Annotated in this window: 15 protein-coding genes; 3 read left to right on the top strand and 12 right to left on the bottom strand. The window is 60.3% G+C overall.

The annotated features are described in order from the left end of the window. The first annotated feature begins 3 nt into the window (after window positions 1–3). Window positions 4–822 (top strand): CPBP family intramembrane glutamic endopeptidase, encoded by an 819-nt coding sequence (locus tag IV493_RS00415; RefSeq protein WP_110331025.1) that lies wholly within the window; start codon window positions 4–6, stop codon window positions 820–822. Here the strand turns inward: IV493_RS00415 and rnz are convergent. Beyond that, window positions 819–1,730 carry a ribonuclease Z gene (gene rnz, locus IV493_RS00410; protein ID WP_013359392.1) on the bottom strand — a complete coding sequence of 304 codons (912 nt, stop codon included), beginning with the start codon at window positions 1,728–1,730 and terminating at the stop codon, window positions 819–821. The genes IV493_RS00415 and rnz overlap by 4 nt on opposite strands. A 127-nt stretch (window positions 1,731–1,857) precedes the next feature. On the opposite strand from rnz, the gene gorA reads away from it, so the two are divergent. Further along, the gene (gene gorA / locus IV493_RS00405) at window positions 1,858–3,210 is read left to right on the top strand and encodes a glutathione-disulfide reductase (protein ID WP_033734348.1); all 1,353 of its coding nucleotides are present in this window, start codon (window positions 1,858–1,860) and stop codon (window positions 3,208–3,210) included. Window positions 3,211–3,320: 110 nt separating this feature from the next. On the opposite strand, the gene IV493_RS00400 is transcribed toward gorA, so the two are convergent. The 4 genes from IV493_RS00400 to IV493_RS00385 form a co-directional block, all read right to left on the bottom strand. After that, complete coding sequence (locus tag IV493_RS00400; RefSeq protein WP_013359394.1) at window positions 3,321–4,217, bottom strand: alpha/beta hydrolase; 897 nt, start codon at window positions 4,215–4,217, stop codon at window positions 3,321–3,323. Window positions 4,218–4,385: 168 nt separating this feature from the next. Then, the gene (locus tag IV493_RS00395; protein ID WP_013359395.1) at window positions 4,386–4,730 is read right to left on the bottom strand and encodes a hypothetical protein; all 345 of its coding nucleotides are present in this window, start codon (window positions 4,728–4,730) and stop codon (window positions 4,386–4,388) included. Window positions 4,731–4,752: 22 nt separating this feature from the next. Further along, entirely contained in the window at window positions 4,753–6,099 is a 1,347-nt protein-coding gene (locus IV493_RS00390) for a sodium:proton antiporter (protein ID WP_195857594.1), read from the bottom strand. Between the two features lie 61 nt (window positions 6,100–6,160). Then, the gene (locus IV493_RS00385; RefSeq protein ID WP_013359397.1) at window positions 6,161–7,363 is read right to left on the bottom strand and encodes an MFS transporter; all 1,203 of its coding nucleotides are present in this window, start codon (window positions 7,361–7,363) and stop codon (window positions 6,161–6,163) included. Window positions 7,364–7,456: 93 nt separating this feature from the next. On the opposite strand from IV493_RS00385, the gene IV493_RS00380 reads away from it, so the two are divergent. Next, a complete protein-coding gene (locus IV493_RS00380) occupies window positions 7,457–8,425 on the top strand; it encodes a LysR family transcriptional regulator (RefSeq protein WP_013359398.1) in 969 nt (322 codons plus the stop codon). Between the two features lie 37 nt (window positions 8,426–8,462). Here IV493_RS00380 and IV493_RS00375 read toward each other — a convergent pair whose 3' ends face one another. The 7 genes from IV493_RS00375 to IV493_RS00345 all read right to left on the bottom strand — a co-directional run bounded on the left by IV493_RS00375 (window position 8,463) and on the right by IV493_RS00345 (window position 17,384). Further along, the gene (locus IV493_RS00375) at window positions 8,463–8,960 is read right to left on the bottom strand and encodes a TIGR00645 family protein (RefSeq protein WP_003852093.1); all 498 of its coding nucleotides are present in this window, start codon (window positions 8,958–8,960) and stop codon (window positions 8,463–8,465) included. 54 nt (window positions 8,961–9,014) lie between these two features. Further along, window positions 9,015–11,693 carry a two-component system sensor histidine kinase KdpD gene (kdpD, locus tag IV493_RS00370; RefSeq protein WP_013359399.1) on the bottom strand — a complete coding sequence of 893 codons (2,679 nt, stop codon included), beginning with the start codon at window positions 11,691–11,693 and terminating at the stop codon, window positions 9,015–9,017. A 16-nt stretch (window positions 11,694–11,709) separates the two neighbouring features. Continuing rightward, a complete protein-coding gene (gene kdpC, locus IV493_RS00365; protein WP_195857593.1) occupies window positions 11,710–12,276 on the bottom strand; it encodes a potassium-transporting ATPase subunit KdpC in 567 nt (188 codons plus the stop codon). 10 nt (window positions 12,277–12,286) lie between these two features. Then, window positions 12,287–14,335 (bottom strand): potassium-transporting ATPase subunit KdpB, encoded by a 2,049-nt coding sequence (gene kdpB / locus IV493_RS00360; protein WP_110331030.1) that lies wholly within the window; start codon window positions 14,333–14,335, stop codon window positions 12,287–12,289. Then, window positions 14,332–16,020 carry a potassium-transporting ATPase subunit KdpA gene (kdpA, locus tag IV493_RS00355; protein WP_013359402.1) on the bottom strand — a complete coding sequence of 563 codons (1,689 nt, stop codon included), beginning with the start codon at window positions 16,018–16,020 and terminating at the stop codon, window positions 14,332–14,334. The genes kdpB and kdpA overlap by 4 nt, the downstream gene beginning before the upstream one ends. Further along, on the bottom strand, window positions 16,020–16,109 hold the full coding sequence (kdpF, locus tag IV493_RS00350) for a K(+)-transporting ATPase subunit F (protein WP_010253443.1): 90 nt from the start codon (window positions 16,107–16,109) through the stop codon (window positions 16,020–16,022). Before kdpF ends, kdpA begins: the two co-directional genes overlap by 1 nt. A gap of 108 nt (window positions 16,110–16,217) precedes the next feature. Next, window positions 16,218–17,384 (bottom strand): HD-GYP domain-containing protein, encoded by a 1,167-nt coding sequence (locus IV493_RS00345; RefSeq protein WP_033784242.1) that lies wholly within the window; start codon window positions 17,382–17,384, stop codon window positions 16,218–16,220. Window positions 17,385–17,452: the final 68 nt, after the last annotated feature.

Here is a 17,452-nt window from a genome sequence, read left to right as displayed (position 1 = left end):
ATTATGTGGATTCTGCTGGCAGGCGCGCTGGGCGCGCTGCAACCCGCCCGGCGGCTGGCGCTACTGCTGTTAGCGCTCGCTGCGCTGCTGGGGTTTTATCACGACGTCCTGACATGGCCAGTACTGCCGCTGCTGGCCGGGATCGCGGCACTGGTCGCGCTGCGCCGCTTTGACCCAATCCGTTCCCGGCAGCACATTCTGAGTGAAGCGCTGCTGGTGCTGATTTCGCTGGGATTGTTCCTCCATCTTTTTCCCGGCTTTCACAATCCCCTCGTCGTCGATGAGGTAAAGGTGGGCGCACAGAGCCTGCCGTTCAGTTTCTCCTTCAACTTCGATAAAGCGCTGATCCCCTTTGTACTGCTGGCCTGCCTGCCGACGCTGTTCCGTGCCCGGGCCTGTCCACCACGTTATCCGTGGATCGCTGCGCTGGCATTAATCGCCGCCGTGCCGCTGCTGCTGGGTAGCGCCGTGCTGCTGGGTGGTCTGGCCGTTGAGCCTCATTTTCCGCCCTGGCTGCCCGCGTTTATGCTGGCGAATCTGTTCTTTGTCTCGCTGGCCGAAGAGGCGCTGTTCCGGGGCTATCTGCAACAGCGGCTGAGCGAGAAGCTGGGTGGGTTGCCCGCGCTGCTGATTAGCACGCTGCTGTTCGGGCTGGCGCATGCAACCGGCGGCGTACTGCTGGTCGTTTTCGCGACGCTGGCCGGGCTGCTTTATGGTCTGGCGTGGCACTGGAGCGGCCGCTTATGGCTGGCAGCCGCCCTGCACTTCGCGCTTAACCTCACCCATCTGCTGCTGTTTACTTATCCGGCGCTGCATCACTAAACCGTAAACACCGCCAGGTCCGAGGCCAGCTCGGTGCGGGGGAAAATGGTCTGGCACTCCGCCAGCAGGCGGCTCATGTCCTTTGCCAGATAGCGGGAGCTGAAATGGGTGGCGATCATCCGCTTTGCCCCGGCGCGCTTTGCCACCTCCGCCGCCTGCAGGGTTGTGGAGTGCCCGCGCCCGTTGGCTTTCTCCACCATCGCCGCCTCCAGCGTGGTTTCATGCACCATCAGGTCAACCTCCGCCGCCAGCTGCAGCGCAACCTCCGTGGGAGCCGTATCGCCAAAGATGGCCAGCTTTTTACCGGGTGTCGCCGGGCCAAGGTAGTCAGCGCCGTTAATTACCCGCCCATCTTCCAGCGTCACACATTCCCCCTGCTTCAGCTGCTGGAACCACGGGCCGCGGGGCACGCCTTCGGCTTTCAGCCGCTCGGCATCCAGCAGGCCGGGTTTGTCATGCTGTTCAATGCGATAGCCAAAACACTCCACCGGATGGCTCAGCGGCCAGGCACTGATACGAAACTCACCGTCATCCAGCGTCCAGCCCGCCTCAATCTCAACAATGTTCAGCGGGTAATCGGTGTAGGAACCGCTGATCGACAGCGCCGTCTCAACAAAGGTCTTCAATCCTCTGGGGCCATAAACCGTCATGGGTGAGGTCAGTCCGGCCATCGACCGGCTGGTAAGTAAGCCCGGCAGGCCGAAGATATGATCGCCATGCAGATGGGTGATAAAAATCTTATCCAGCTTGCCCGGTTTCAGGCTGGAGCGCATAAACTGTAACTGCGTGCCCTCCCCGCAGTCGAACAGCCAGGTTTCACCACTCAGCGCGCGGGTAAAAGCAATGGAGGTCACGTTACGTTGCAGGCTGGGAGCACCGCCGCCGGTGCCAAGAAAAGTAAGGTGCATGGTATGCTTCCCTGTAAGCGAGTGAAAAACAGAACCCTATTACAATCATAGGCGCAAACTTTGCGTCATTTCGACCCGCAGCGTTACACTCAACCCCAATTTTTTATGCAACCGGATGGATACTTCAATGACCCGACATTTCGACTATCTCGCCATTGGCGGCGGCAGCGGCGGCATCGCCTCGATTAACCGTGCAGCTATGTATGGCCAGAAATGCGCCCTGATTGAAGCAAAAGAGCTGGGTGGCACCTGCGTGAACGTGGGTTGCGTGCCGAAGAAAATCATGTGGCACGCCGCGCAAATCGCCGAAGCTATCCATCTTTATGGCCCGGATTATGGCTTCGACACCACCGTAAACCGCTTTGACTGGGCCACGCTGGTCAAAAACCGCAGCGCCTATATCGATCGCATCCACAGCTCGTATGACAACGTGCTGGGTAAGAACAAAGTTGAAGTGATCAAAGGCTTTGCCCGCTTTGTCGATGCGCACAGCGTTGAAGTGAACGGCGAGATTATTACGGCTAACCACATTCTGATCGCCACTGGCGGTCGTCCGGTTCACCCTTCTATTCCGGGTGCGGAGTACGGCATTGATTCCGACGGCTTCTTCGAGCTGGACGCGCTGCCAAAACGCACCGCGGTTGTCGGCGCGGGCTATATCGCGGTTGAGCTGGCGGGCGTGGTGAACGCGCTGGGTTCAGAAACCCACCTGTTCGTGCGTAAACACGCGCCGCTGCGCAGCTTCGACCCGCTGCTCACCGAGACGCTGGTCGAAGTGATGAACACCGAAGGCCCGGCGCTGCACACCGAAGCCATTCCTAAGGCTGTGATCAAAAACAGCGATGGCAGCCTGACGCTGCAGCTGGAAAACGGCAGCGACTACACCGTAGATTGCCTGGTCTGGGCGATTGGTCGTGAGCCTGAAACGGACAATCTCAATATTCAGGCCGCAGGCGTGGCGCTGAATGAGAAAGGCTATATCAGCGTCGATAAATTCCAGAACACCAATGTCTCAGGCGTTTACGCCGTGGGCGACAACACCGGTGCGGTTGAGCTGACGCCGGTTGCGGTTGCCGCAGGACGTCGTCTCTCTGAGCGTCTGTTTAACAACAAGCCGGACGAGCATCTGGATTACAGCAACGTCCCGACCGTGGTGTTCAGCCATCCGCCGATCGGCACCGTAGGACTGACCGAGCCGCAGGCGCGCGAACAGTATGGCGACGATCAGGTGAAGGTCTATAAATCGTCGTTTACCGCCATGTACACCGCGGTCACCCAGCATCGTCAGCCGTGCCGCATGAAGCTGGTTTGTGTGGGTGCCGATGAGAAGATCGTCGGCATTCACGGCATCGGATTCGGTATGGATGAGATGCTGCAGGGCTTCGCCGTGGCGCTGAAGATGGGCGCGACTAAGAAGGACTTTGATAACACCGTGGCGATCCACCCGACCGCAGCGGAAGAGTTTGTAACGATGCGTTAATCCGCACCGGGCTTCAGAAACAGAACAGGCGACCTTAAGGTCGCCTGTTTTTTTATGCCGCATCCACTTCCGCTTTCTGACCGTGCAGTGCAGCACCGCGTCAGTGCACTTCAGCTTACGCGATCCAGCCAGCGGACATACGCCTGATCCCACAATGCTGCGGGCGTACCCGCCTTGCCGAGGCCAAATCCGTGTCCGCCTTTGCTGATCTGAATCAGCTCAACCGGCACGCGGTTGCGGCGACAGGTGTCGCGCATCAGCTCGGTGTTAAACGGATTGGAGGTGTGATCGTCCTCGGCCTGCGCCAGAAACGTCGGCGGATATTGCCGGGTCACATAGTTCTGCACTGACCAGTTCGCCTCATCCTGCGGCGTGGCATTTTTACCGACCATCATCAGATGCGTATTGGTGTGCTGATAAGGCGCTTCCAGGGTAATGACCGGATAGATCAGGCCGACGCTGTCGACTTTCGGCACCACTTCATCCAGCGGATCGATGGCCGGATAAGATTCAAAGTCTGGCCGCGCCGCCGCCAGCCCCAGCAGATGTCCGCCTGCCGAGAAACCCAGCACATGCACCTTACGTTCGAAAGATCGCACCAGCCGGATGGCGCGTTGCGCATCCTGCAGTGGCGCCAGCCGACCCGCCTGCCACTTCTCATGCGGCAACCGGTAGCTGAGCACATAGGCAGTATAGCCACTGGCATTCAGCCAGCGCGCTACCGGCCAGGCTTCACGCGCCATGCCGATCCAGCGATACCCGCCGCCTGCGGCGATTAATACCGCTTCGCCATTCGGATTTTCTGGTTTAAACCGCTGAATCGCCGGGCTGACGATATTTGACCAGGATCCACTGCTGTTAATATGCAACTGGCCGGATGGGCCGCCGCCGCCGGGCGGATCGTCCGGCCAGAGGGGAATAATGTCATCGCGGGCAAATAATTTGCCGGTGGTCATGGAGAGCCCGAGCGCTCCCGTGCCGAGAATAAAGCGTCGACGCGTAATCATAATGCCTGTTGTGTGATGCCAGAGTAATGAGCAAGCCGTTGCGGCAGGCTACAGAAGAAGTAACAGATGCAAGTCTGGTGCCATGGGTGGCGATTATGTACGCAATAGCCCCAGGAAAGCCATAAAAAAACGCGCCGGACAGGCGCGTTTTTATTTCATTCCGTATGGTTAATCTTCCTGCTGGAACTGCGCCATCACGGCCTGTTCACACTGCTGTTCGTTGACGCGCAGTTTGGCCCGCTCATCATCGCCAAGTTGCAGCCAGGCACTGGCCACTTCACGCGCGGACTCTTCATCAAATTCCGGCTGATTCATCGCCGATGATGACTGACTGCTCGCGACTGACGATTTCATCTGTTCAACATATTGATCCGCACTCGCGACCTTTTTCTCGCCGCTGACAATGTGGCACAACTGACTGGCGTAAACATTCTGCTCAGTATCAGCGTCGTCCGCTGCCAGCGCGCTGCCGGAGGCAAGGAGGCTTAGCAGCACTATCTGAGTGACTTTCATTTTTAACTCCTGTTCGTTCAGGTTAAACCTTGCGCTGAAGGGCTTCGAGGCGCTTCTGACGCCAGTTCAGCAGCGGCGTCACGGTGGTGCCGTGAACCACCACGCTGCAGACCACCAGCGTTAACGCTATATTCGTCATGATTTCCATCTGCGGGCCTTGCATGCCGTGCGTCCAGGCATAGGCGATGTAGTTCAGGCTGCCAATTCCCCGGATGCCCAGCCAGCCAATCAGCAAGCGCTGCCCGAGCGGCAGTCCGGCGCGCAGCGTTACCAGCCAGACGGCCAGCGGTCGTACCACCACAAACAGCACCAGGCCAATCAGCACGCCGTAGATGTTCCAGTGCTGCGCTAGTGTGACGCCCAGCACCACCATCATGCCAGCCGCCAGTAAACGTTCAATAGTATCGCCAAAAGAGAGCGCGTCGCCTACTACAAACCCAATCGACTTCACCATATTATTGCCGCCCTGATGCGCCAGGCGTTTGTTAGGATTCACCAGCGCCTCAGAGGGCAATACGCGCTCGTCGTCAGAGAGGTCTTCCGGCTGATGACGATGGAATACGCCCAGCTCGGCACGGCGTAACCCCAGTCCGGCGGCGAAGGCAGCCAGGAAGCCGGAGGCACCCAGGTACTCCACCAGCGAATAACTGAGGGCTATCAGCGCCAGCGCCAGGAAATCATTGGGCGCAACGTCGCCATTCGCATTGCGCAGTCGGGTCGCCAGCATGCCGATTAACTGCCCCAGAACAAAGCCAATGATCAGACCGCCGCCAATCGCCCAGAGCACCTCGACCGCGCCCCAGTGCGCCAGCATCGCGCCACTCAGGCTCTCGCCATTAAACAGCAGCAGCGCCAGCATCAGCAGGGGTAATGCGGAGCCATCGTTCATGCCCGCTTCACTGGAGATCGCCACACGCAGCGAGTCATCATCCTGCGCATCGTTGACCGAGATTAAGCTCGCCAGCACCGGATCGGTCGGCGCGACAATCGCCCCAAACGCCAGCGCAATCGGCCAGTCTAATCCCACCAGGAAGTGTGCCAGCAGGGTCATCGCGGCAACGGTAAGCAGCATGGCGGGAAACGCCAGCTTCAGCCCGGTGTGCCAGCAGTTGTTCTGCAGCGGCTGACGCAGCTTGAGACCGGTGATAAACAGCGAGGCCGCCATGGTGATTTCGGTGATATGGGCCACGGCTTCGGAATGGGTGACGATATCGAGGTGGATAACATCAAATCCCCACGGGCCGCACAGCATGCCCGCGATCAGGAACAGACCAAATGAGGTGACTGGCCCCCGGTGAATCCAACCGGAAGCCAGCGACATCAGCAGCAGAAGGCCGCCCGTCGCTGCTGTCCAGGCTAAAAAGTTCATAACACTCCACAATATTTCGGGTTTATGAATAAGCCTGGCACATTTTTTGACGGGCGAGGCGTCAGTTTTTCAGGTGACGACTGGCGAAGCGGACCGCGAGAGCCGCGGCACCGGCTAAAGTGGCGAGCGCAACGACGCCATTCCAGCCCCAGTGAGCCAGCGCCAGACTGCCCAGCGCCGCACCGGTCGCCATACCGATAAACACCACAGTAAACAGCAATGCATTCAGGCGACTGCGTGCTTCCGGTGCCAGGCCATAGACCAGCGTCTGATGCGCCACCAGCGTGGCCTGCACCCCTAAATCAAAGCCGATGGTACAGACCACAATCAGCGCCAGCTGTGCGGGCATGGGCAGCAGTGGCAGCAGAAACATCAGCGCAAAAGAGATCGTCACCAGCGCGGCACCGGCCTGCGTGACGCGTGCCGGGCCGATGCGGTCAGCAAAACTGCCCGCCAGCGGTGCTGCCATAGCGCCTGCTGCACCGGCTAAACCAAACGCCCCCGCCACCGCACTGTCGAGATGAAAGCGGTCGCTGAGCATTAACGCCAGCGTCGACCAGAAGGCGCTGAAGGCGACCGACAGCAGACCCTGAGCCAGCGCGGCGCGGCGCAGGGTCTGATGGTGACGCCACAGATGCACCAGTGACAGCAACAGGCGCGGATAGCTCACTGAGGTGCCCGGCGCGAAGCGTGGCAACACCCGCCACAGCGTCAGCGTAATCAGCAGTACCGCCAGTGCGGCGATCATGTACATGGTGCGCCAGCCGAAATATTCCGCCACCACCCCGCTGACTACCCGCGACAGGAGGATGCCGACCAGCAGTCCGGTCATCACCGTGCCGACCGTTTTACCCCGGCTGCGTTCCGGGGCCAGCGTCGCCGACGCGGGCACAATATCCTGCGCCACGGTGGCGGTCAGGCCGGTAATAAAACTGGCAACCAGCAGCGCGCTGAGTCCACCGGAAAAGCCACACAGCAGCAGCGCCGCGACCAGCAGTAAGCCTTTGATAAAGATAATGGTGCGGCGGTCGTGACGATCACCCAGCGGGGCCAGCAGCAGAATACCCAGCGCATAGCCCGCCTGAGTCAGCATCGGCACCATGCCAACTGCGCCGATGCCTGCATTAAACTGCTTACTGATGATATCCAGCATCGGCTGGCTGTAGTAAATCGATGCAACGCTGAGCCCGGCTCCGGCCGCCAGGGTAAACACCAGCGGCGTAGAGAGCGATTCATTTTGCGTCTGAGTCTGTATGGCTGACATGCTGTAATCCTCATCATTTCGTGCAACCATTAAAGCGCATTGTGGTTATACGCGGTAGACTGATACCAGACAAAACCGTTATGCGTGGCGCGTATGAACAATCCCAACAGCAGCGATCGCATCGACCTGATGCAGACATTTATCCGTATCGTTGAGAGCGGCAGCCTGTCCGCAGCAGCAGCCCAGCTTGGCACGACACAGCCCACCGTCAGCCGCCGATTGCAGACCCTGGAGCAGCGGCTGGGCCTCAAGCTAATCCTGCGCACCACCCATGCGCTGAAACTCACCGATGATGGCGAACGCTGCTACGCCCAGGCACGGCAGTTGCTGGCGACCTGGCATGCGCTGGAAGATGAGCTGACCGGTGCCAGCGATGACCCGGTCGGTACGCTGCGGGTTCGTGCGCCGCACGCCTTTGGTCAGGATCAACTGATCGCGCCGCTGGTGGACTATCTGCACCGCTATCCCCGCCTCAATATCGAGTGGATGCTGAATGACCGCACGCCCGATTTCATGGCGGAGAACGTGGACTGCGCCATTCAGGTCGGTGCGCCCACCGATCCCTCGGTGGTGGCGATTCTGCTGGCCGAAGTGCCGCGCATTGTGGTGGCGGCCCCGCACCTGCTGGCGCAGCATCCGCCGATAGAACGTGTGGCACAGCTGCGCGATCTGCCCTGGCTGGCGCTGACCAGCTTTTACCGTAATGAAGTGGCGTTGCAGAAGATTGACGACGGCCAGCCAGTGAACCTGGCGATTACGCCCCGGCTGAGCAGCGACAGCTTATATGCAGTGCGCAAAGCGGCGCTGGCCGGGATGGGCGCGGCGATTGTCTCCTCGTGGGCGGTGCAGGAGGACTTAGCGGATGGTAGTCTGGTTCAGCTGATGCCCGCCTGGCAGGCCCCGCCGCTGCCGGTATGGCTGACCTATCCCTGGGCGAGTTACTACCCGGCCAGGCTGCAACACTTTTTTGCCATGATCAAAGAGGTGATGCCACAGCTGGCGGGCACGCGCCCGGCGTCGCAGCCGGCAGGTCGTTCAGGGGAAGCAGAGCGGAAGGGATAAAGCAGGCGCCCGCGTCAGCGGGCCGCCAGGTGATAAATTACTTTTTATCGTAGCGCGACATTTTGTCCAGCCAGCCCATCACAAAGGCCGAGAGCACAAAGGTCAGGTGGATAATCACGTACCACATCAGCTTGTCGTTTTCGACGTTGCGCGCTTCCATAAACACCCGCAGCAGGTGAATCGAGGAGATGGCCACGATAGAAGCCGCGACTTTGTTTTTCAGCGAGCCGGAGTCCATCTTGCCCAGCCAGCTCAGCTTCTCTTTGTCTTCGTCGATATCAAGCTTGGAGATGAAGTTCTCATAACCCGACAGCATCACCATCACCAGCAGGCCGCCCACCAGCGTCATATCCACCAGCGACAGCAGCAGCAGGATCAGATCGTTTTCCGCAATGCTGAAAATGTTGGGCAGCAGGTGGAAAATTTCCTGGAAAAATTTAATGGTCAGCGCCAGCAATCCCAGCGAAAGTCCAATGTAAACCGGAGCCAGCAACCAGCGCGATGCATACATCAGGTTTTCGGTAAAACGTTCCATACAATCCCACGAATAATCAAACAGGTCCGGAAGTATAACCGATCCACTGTGAAGTTATTTCAGCCCTTCGTCAGAAATTTCAGGGACCGGCGGCAGCGGCAGTGAGAGACGAAATGCCGCGCCGCCTTCGGGTCGGTTCTCTGCCCAGATCTGGCCGCCGTGGCTCTCAATAATGGTTTTACAGATTGCCAGACCCAGCCCGACGCCCGGCACCGCCGACTCTTTATCACCGCGCCAGAACTTATCGAATATCCGGGTTAAATCGTCTTCGGCAACGCCCGGTCCGCTGTCCCACACCGCAATCTCCAGCCGTGTTGCAGCACGCCAGGCGCGGATGCCACGCGGCGCGCTGTTACCGGCATACTTCAGGCTGTTCTCAATCAGGTTGGTGAAGACGCGTTCCAGCAGCGTGCTGTCGCCTTTAATCAGCACGATGTCATCCGGCAGATCGAGCTGAACCTCATGCCCTTTCAGCGACGGTGCCATGCTGCTCAGCGCGCCGCCGATCACCTCTTCCAGCGCCAGCCACTCTTCCCGCAGGTTAAGGCCGCCCGACTGAATGCGTGCCATATCCAGCATGTTGCTCACCAGCCGGATGGTGCTCAGCGTCTGCTCACGGATCTGGCTGGCCTGCGGCACATATTTTGAGTTGTCGCTGGCCAGGTCGAGCATCAGCATTTCCGCCTGACCAAACAGCACGGTCAGCGGGGTGCGCAGGTCGTGGGACAGCGCCGAGAGCAGCGCATTGCGCAGCTGTTCACGCTCGGCCGAGAGCCGGGATGCCGCCTCGCTGTGCGACAGCGCCATTCGCTCCAGCGCATTGGCAATCAGTACCGTAAAGGTTTCCACCAGCCGCTGCTGTTCGGGGATCATCAGCTGACGCAGGTTCTGCGGCTCCACCACCAGCAGACCCCGACAGTGTGCACCGCTTTTCAGCGGCAGGATCTGATAGGGCACCGCCGGTAAGGTATCGGTGCCCGCGCCCGCAGGCTGGCCTTTGCTGTAACTCCATTTCGCGATGGCGCGATCCGGTTCGCTGGCCGGTAACGCCTCGCCCACCGGTTGCAGCTCACCCTGCTCATCCGGCAGCAACAGCAGGCAGCGCGCCTGCAAAGTGGCGTCGAGCACCCGCTGGCTGGTGGCGGCGATATCCTGCGGCGTCAGCGCGCTGCCCAGCGATTTTGCCATCTCGTAGAGCTGCCGCGCCCGCTGCTCGCGGTAGCGCGCCACCCGCGCCTGATAACGCACGCCTGCCGTAAGGTTGCCGACAATGACGCCCACCGCCAGCATTACGCCAAAGGTCACCAGATATTGCAGGTCGGAGACCGCCACCGTGCCGGTGGGGGCCACAAAAAAGAGGTCGAAGGCGACGATATTCATCACCGTGGCGATCACCGACGGCCAGCGGCCATAGCGCAGCGCCACGATCACCACCGCCAGCAGGTAGATCATCACACAGTTGGCAGGATCGAAATTGATCAGTACCGACTGTCCGGCTGCGGTGACGACGATGCAGAGCACCAGCGCCATCATCACGCCGCGCAGCTGAATGCGCCATTTTTCACTGGTCACGCGGCCATCCGGCAGCGGATGCGGCGCATCCTTCAGCGGCTCATCCAGTGCGACAACCAGAAGGTCGAGATCGGGGCCGAGCTGGCCCAGACGTTCGGCAAAACTGTCACGCCGCCAGCGTCGCAGCGGGCGACGACCGGTGACAATTTTGCCCAGGTTGTGCTCGCGGGCGTAGCCCAGCACCGCTTCCGCTTCATCCGGTTCCGACAGCGTGGCCGTTTCCGCACCCAGCTCCTGCGCCAGCTGTAAGGTGCGCAGAATCGCCCGTCGCCGCGCTTCGGGCAGCCGGTTAAGCCGGGGTGTTTCGACATAGACCGCGTGCCATTCACTGCCGAGCCGTGCCGCCAGCCGGGCAGCGGTACGCACCAGCTTTTCACTGCCACTGTCGTCACCAATGCAGAGCAGAATGGCGTCGCGGGTGTGCCAGACGCGATCCCGTCCCTGCTGATCGCGCCAGGCGCGCATCTGGTCGTCCACCCGATCGGCAGTGCGACGCAGGGCCAGTTCACGCAGGGCGAACAGGTTACCTTTGCGGAAAAAGTTTTCGATGGCGCGTTCCGCGCGGTCGCCAATGTAGACTTTGCCCTCTTTCAGCCGCTGCCGCAGATCGTCGGGCGGCAGATCGACCAGCACCACTTCATCAGCGCTGTCGAAAAAGGGATCGGGCACGGTTTCGCGCACCTGAATGCCGGTAACCCCGCCGACCACATCGTTGAGGCTCTCAAGATGCTGCACGTTCACAGTGGTCAGCACGTCGATGCCCGCTTCCAGCAGCTCTTCGATATCCTGCCAGCGCTTGGGATGGCGCGAGCCCTGCACGTTGGTGTGCGCCAGCTCATCCATCAGAATCACCGCCGGATGGCGGGCCAGCGCAGCATCAAGATCAAACTCCGCATGACGCGAGCGGCCGGTTGCGCGCCGCGGCAGCAGGGTTAAGCCTGTCAGCAGCTGCGCGGTTTCCGGCCGTTCGTGGGTTTCTACCACGCCAATCAGCACATCCAGACCCTGCGCACGCAGCCGCTGTGCCTCCTGCAGCATGGCGTAGGTTTTGCCCACGCCCGCACAGGCACCAAAGTAAATCTTCAGCTGCCCGCGATGACTTTCGCGGTTAGCCTGCAGCAGCGCGTCGGGATCGGGACGCTGGGGTTCGTCGTGGTTCATCGCTTCCTTAACACCATTACAGTTCGTTGAGCGCCATGTTCAGCTGCAGCACGTTGAGGGTCGGCGTGCCGAGGAAGGGCATCAGCGGACGATGCGTCATCTTTTCAATCAGCGCCTCGACCTGCGCGACCGGCACGTTGCGGCTGGCAGCGATACGCGGAGCCTGCCACAGGGCAGCCTGGGGCGAAATATCCGGGTCCAGCCCGCTGGCGGAAGCCGTCACCAGCTCAACCGGCACGGCTGCAGGTGCCTGCGGATTGGCGGCACGCAGTGCAGCGACGCGGTCGGCGACCGCTTTATCCAGCGCCGGGTTGCTGGCGGCCAGATTACTGCCTCCCGAGGCCAGCGGGTTATAGGCTTTATCAGTGGTGGCTGAAGGACGGCCCCAGAAATAGCCGGGCTGGGTAAAGTTCTGCCCAATCAGCGCGGATCCGTGCGCCACGCCATCTTCTTCCAGCAGCGAGCCATTGGCCTGGGCCGGAAACAGCCACTGCGCCAGCCCGGTGGTGAGGAAAGGATAAACCACGCCGGTAACAAGCGTAAGCAGCAACAACAGTAAAATTGCCGGACGTAACTGACTCATTTTTTTCTCCTCAGGCCATGCCTGAAAGCACTAACAGCAGATCGATCGCTTTGATGCCGACAAACGGCACCAGCAGGCCACCCAGACCGTAAATCAGCAGGTTGCGGCGCAGCAGCGCAGCGGCACTCAGCGGGCGGTAGCTGACGCCTTTCAGGGCCAGCGGGATCAGGAAGATAATCACCAGGGCGTTAAAGATCACCGCTGACAGAATTGCGCTGGCGGGCGAGTGCAGCTGCATCACGTTCAGCATGTTGAGCTGCGGATAGGTCGCCGCAAACGCCGCCGGAATAATGGCGAAATATTTCGCCACGTCGTTGGCGATACTGAAAGTGGTCAGGGAACCGCGCGTCATCAGCATCTGTTTACCGATGTGCACCACTTCCAGCAGCTTGGTCGGGTTCGAGTCGAGATCGACCATGTTGCCCGCCTCTTTCGCCGCCTGTGTACCGGAGTTCATCGCCACCGCAACATCCGCCTGCGCCAGGGCAGGCGCATCGTTGGTGCCGTCGCCGGTCATCGCCACTAACCGTCCTTCTGCCTGATACTGGCGGATCAGCGCCAGCTTGGCTTCCGGGGTCGCCTCTGACAGGAAGTCATCCACGCCCGCTTCCGCCGCAATGGCCGCGGCGGTCAGCGGGTTATCGCCGGTGATCATTACCGTTTTAATGCCCATTTTGCGCAGTTCGGCAAAGCGCTCTTTGATGCCGCCTTTCACGATATCTTTCAGCGCCACCACGCCCAGCACGTTCGCGCCCTCGGACACCACCAGCGGCGTGCCGCCACTGCGTGCCACCTCTTCCACCTGCGCATTGACCTCGGCAGGGAAACGGCCATGGTTCGCTTCGATATGACGGCGGACCGCATCGACCGCGCCCTTGCGGATCAGCCGCTCCTGCACGTTTACGCCACTCATGCGGGTCTGGGCTGAGAACGGAATAAAGCTGGCACCCATGCTGCTGAGATCGCGCTCACGCAGATTAAAGCGCTGCTTCGCCAGCACCACGATGCTGCGGCCCTCTGGCGTTTCATCAGCCAGCGAGGCGAGCTGCGCGGCGTCGGCCAGCTGCTCTTCGCTGACGCCCGGCGCGGGCAGGAACTGGGTCGCCTGACGGTTACCCAGCGTGATGGTGCCGGTTTTGTCCAGCATCAGCACATCCACATCGCCGGCGGCTTCCACCGCACGTCCACTGGTCGCAATGACGTTCGCACCCAGCATCCGGCTCATTCCCGCCACACCAATCGCCGACAGCAGGCCGCCGATAGTGGTCGGGATCAGACAGACCAGCAGCGCCACCAGCACGGTGATGCTGACCGGCGTGCCGCCCCATGCCGAGAACGGCCAGAGTGTGACGGTCGCCAGCAGGAACACGATGGTCAGTGACACCAGCAGGATGGTCAGGGCGATCTCATTCGGGGTTTTACGGCGCTTCGCCCCTTCCACCATGGCGATCATCCGGTCAAGGAAGGTTTCGCCCGGGTTGGCGCTACAGGTGATCACTAGCCAGTCAGAGAGAATACGCGTACCGCCCGTCACAGAGGCGAAGTCACCGCCTGACTCACGGATGACCGGTGCAGATTCACCGGTAATCGCGCTCTCATCCACTGAGGCACCGCCCTCCATCACTTCACCGTCGCAGGGAATGATGTCACCCGCTTCGACCAGCACCGCGTCGCCTTTACGCAGCGCATCGGCGCTGACCTGCTGCCACTCCGCGCCATAGCGCGCCGCTGACAGTTTTTTAGCAAAGCTGGTCTTTTTGACCCCTTTCAGGCTGCTGGCCTGGGCCTTGCTGCGCCCTTCTGCCAGCGCCTCCGCCAGGTTGGCGAACAGCACGGTGAACCAGAGCCAGAGTGCAATCGCGCCGGTAAAGCTGGCGCTGCCGCTGATGCGGCCGGATAACATTGCCAGCGCCAGCAGCGTGGTCAGCACGCTGCCGAGCCAGACCACAAACATCACCGGATTACGGAACTGTACCCGCGGATCGAGCTTTTTCACCGCATCCCAGGCCGAGGTACGCAGCAGGGCTGCGTCAAATAACGCCTGTTGTTGACGACTCATGAGGATTGTCCCTGAACAAGTTGCAGATGCTCAGCCACCGGGCCCAGCGCCAGAGCAGGAATAAAGGTCAGTGCACCCACCAGCAGCACCGTGCCGATGAGTAAGGCAATAAACAGCGGGCCGTGGGTGGGCAGCGTGCCGTTACCCACCGGCTGCACTTTTTTCACCGCCATCGCACCGGCAATCGCCATCACCGGAATGATGATGCCGAAGCGGCCCAGCAGCATGCAGACCGCCAGTAACAGGTTCCAGAACGGCGTGTTAGCACTCAGTCCGGCAAAGGCGCTGCCGTTGTTGTTAGCCGCCGAGGAAACGGCGTAGAGCACTTCGCTGAAGCCGTGAATGCCGGGGTTCGCCATTGCGCTGCGACCAGCGTCGGTCATCATCGCCAGCGCGGTGCCGATCAGCACCAGCGCCGGGGTGACCAGAATCGCCAGCGCGGTCATTTTCATCTCCCACACGTCGACTTTTTTACCCAGGAACTCCGGGGTACGGCCAATCATCAGCCCGGCGATAAATACCGCCAGCAGCACAAACAGCAGCATGCCGTAGAGACCGGCACCGACGCCGCCAAACACTACTTCGCCCAGCTGCATCAGCCACATCGGCACCATGCCGCCCAGTGCGGTAAAGGAGTCGTGCATGGCATTGACCGCACCGCAGGAGGCCGCGGTGGTAATGACCGCGAACAGGCTGCTGTTAAGAATGCCAAAGCGCGTCTCTTTGCCTTCCATGTTGACGGCGCTGTCGGCACCCAGCTGGAGGAAATGCGGGTTGCCCTGCAGTTCGGCCCACATCACGACGGCGACCGCCGCGACAAACATCAGCGTCATCGCCCACAGCAGCATGTGGCCCTGACGACGGTCACGCACGCTTTCGCCAAACGCAAAGCAGAGCGCGGCCGGGATCAGGAAGATGCTCAGCATCTGCACCAGGTTGGTCAGCACCGTCGGGTTTTCAAACGGATGGGCGGAGTTGGCGTTAAAGAAGCCGCCCCCATTGGTGCCCAGCATTTTAATCGCTTCCTGCGACGCCACTGGTCCCATCGACAGCGTCTGCTGCACGCCTTCCAGCGTGGTGAAGCTGTGGTAAGGCGCGAAGTTCTGAATGCTGCCCTGACTGACAAAGAACAGCGCCATCAGCAGGCTGATGGGCAGTAAGACGTAGAGCGTGATGCGTGTCAGGTCGCGCCAGGCGTTACCCAGAGAGGCAGAGCTGCGATTAGCGAAACCCCGGATCAGCGCAAACGCCACGGCGATCCCGGTTGCGGCAGAGAGGAAGTTCTGCACCGTCAGGCCCACCATCTGGCTGAAATAGCTCAGGGTGCTTTCGCCGCTGTAGGACTGCCAGTTGGTGTTAGTGACGAAGCTCACAGCGGTGTTGAGCGCCAGATGCCAGCTCAGGCCAGGCAGCTGCTGCGGATTCAGCGGCAGCGAGCCCTGCAACAGCAGTATGGCCAGCAGCACCACGAAGCCCAGCGCGTTAAACAGCAGTATCGCCAGCAGGTAGTGCGGCCAGCGCATCTCCGATTGCTGCGCGCCCAGCAGTCGCCACAGCGGCGCTTCAAAACGGGCAAACACCGGTTTATCAGCTACTAACGCGGCCAGACCCCGGCCAAGCGGCTGTGCCAGCACCATCAGCAGCACCAGATAAAATGCGATGAGTAAAAAAGCATTGGCCGCCATCAGAAGGCCTCCGCATTTAACAGGGCATAGATCAGATAGCCCAGTAACAACACCACCAGCACAATGCCGGTTATTACGCCCACGCTCACAGGAACCTCCAGAGGATTGGATTTATGGCTTAGCTTGCGCGGAGGCGTATAAAGAAGGGGTTAAAATGCAGCGGGCGGGCGTAAAAATAGTGTAAAAATGGCGAAAAATCAGGCGACTTCCAGCGCCCAGATACGATTGAGATCGACGTTACCCCATAGCGTACTGTCCTCTGCGCCCACAATGCTGTCGGTGCAGAAACTGTCGCCGAGGTCGAGCTCCTCCGGTTTCACTTCACGCTGGGCGTGCAGCGACCAGAAGACGTGCACACAGGGACGCATCAGCGATTTTTCCCCCGCTTTCACCACCAGCGCCACCCGGCCGGAGGCCAGACGCACCAGCGATCCCACCGGATAGATGCCGATAGTTCGCACGAAGGTGTGCAGCAGGCCCGGATCGAAGTGGCCACGCCAGCTCAGCATCTGGTGCATCGCCTCTGCCGGTGTCCAGCCGTTGCGATAGGACCGGGTTGAGGTGACAGCATCGTAGACATCACACACCGCTGCCATCCGGGCGTAGAACGAAATCGCCTCGCCTTTCAGACGGTGCGGATAGCCGCTGCCATCATATTTTTCATGATGATGCAGGGCGATATCGAGCAGATCGTCATCGGCGTCGGCTTCAATCAGCATCTGCGTGCCCACCACCGGATGCTCGCGCATCACCCTGAACTCCTCTTCCGTCAGCTTGCCTGCTTTGTTCAGGATCGCCAGCGGCACAGCGGCTTTGCCCACATCATGCAGTAAACCGCCCATGCCCACCCGACGCAGCTGCTGCTCATCCAGCCCGAGTTTTTTACCCAGCGCAATCATCAGCCCGCAGACCGCCATAGAGTGCAGATAGGTGTAGTCATCATGATTTTTCAGCCGTGCCACGCTGAGCATCGCTGAGGGTTCACGCGTGATCGAGCCGGCGATTTCATCCACCAGATCCATCATATAATCGAGCTTCAGGCCGTTGCCCAGCCGCGCTTCGTTGAACATCGCCAGTACTTTCGGTTTGCCCTGCTGAAAGATCAGCTGTGCCTGGTCCAGCTCCTGAAAAAACGGAGTGCGGCCAATGGTTCTTTTCGCGATCGAGGTGGAGATCGGCGCCTGCACGGAACGATCGAGGTCGATCCAGAGCTGGCGGATCCCTTCACTGCGTAACGTGGCGATTTGTCGTGGATCGGTGATCAGCATCTGATTATGAATGCGCTGGTCCTTTATCCACCAGACCTCCAGCTTGTGGATAAACATCCCTGGGCGCAGTTCATCAATGGTAATCAGCTTTATCACGCTATCACTCCTTACGATCAGCGGGTGGTAAGGTGATATCGGCAGCTGGACAAATATTCTTCAGGCTG

The sequence above is a fragment of the Pantoea sp. SM3640 genome (assembly GCF_015654165.1).
Classification (GTDB): Bacteria; Pseudomonadota; Gammaproteobacteria; order Enterobacterales; family Enterobacteriaceae; genus Pantoea; species Pantoea vagans.
Note: the sequence above shows the minus strand (reverse complement) of the source record. Positions and strands in the feature narration are given on the sequence as shown.

Bases quoted from the DNA above. Each gene is read 5' to 3' on its own strand.
- IV493_RS00415 (WP_110331025.1), top strand. From the start codon at position 4: ATGTGGATTCTGCTGGCAGGCGCGCTGGGCGCGCTGCAACCCGCCCGG.
- rnz (WP_013359392.1), bottom strand. From the start codon at position 1,730: ATGCACCTTACTTTTCTTGGCACCGGCGGCGGTGCTCCCAGCCTGCAA.
- gorA (WP_033734348.1), top strand. From the start codon at position 1,858: ATGACCCGACATTTCGACTATCTCGCCATTGGCGGCGGCAGCGGCGGC.
- IV493_RS00400 (WP_013359394.1), bottom strand. From the start codon at position 4,217: ATGATTACGCGTCGACGCTTTATTCTCGGCACGGGAGCGCTCGGGCTC.
- IV493_RS00395 (WP_013359395.1), bottom strand. From the start codon at position 4,730: ATGAAAGTCACTCAGATAGTGCTGCTAAGCCTCCTTGCCTCCGGCAGC.
- IV493_RS00390 (WP_195857594.1), bottom strand. From the start codon at position 6,099: ATGAACTTTTTAGCCTGGACAGCAGCGACGGGCGGCCTTCTGCTGCTG.
- IV493_RS00385 (WP_013359397.1), bottom strand. From the start codon at position 7,363: ATGTCAGCCATACAGACTCAGACGCAAAATGAATCGCTCTCTACGCCG.
- IV493_RS00380 (WP_013359398.1), top strand. From the start codon at position 7,457: ATGAACAATCCCAACAGCAGCGATCGCATCGACCTGATGCAGACATTT.
- IV493_RS00375 (WP_003852093.1), bottom strand. From the start codon at position 8,960: ATGGAACGTTTTACCGAAAACCTGATGTATGCATCGCGCTGGTTGCTG.
- kdpD (WP_013359399.1), bottom strand. From the start codon at position 11,693: ATGAACCACGACGAACCCCAGCGTCCCGATCCCGACGCGCTGCTGCAG.
- kdpC (WP_195857593.1), bottom strand. From the start codon at position 12,276: ATGAGTCAGTTACGTCCGGCAATTTTACTGTTGTTGCTGCTTACGCTT.
- kdpB (WP_110331030.1), bottom strand. From the start codon at position 14,335: ATGAGTCGTCAACAACAGGCGTTATTTGACGCAGCCCTGCTGCGTACC.
- kdpA (WP_013359402.1), bottom strand. From the start codon at position 16,020: ATGGCGGCCAATGCTTTTTTACTCATCGCATTTTATCTGGTGCTGCTG.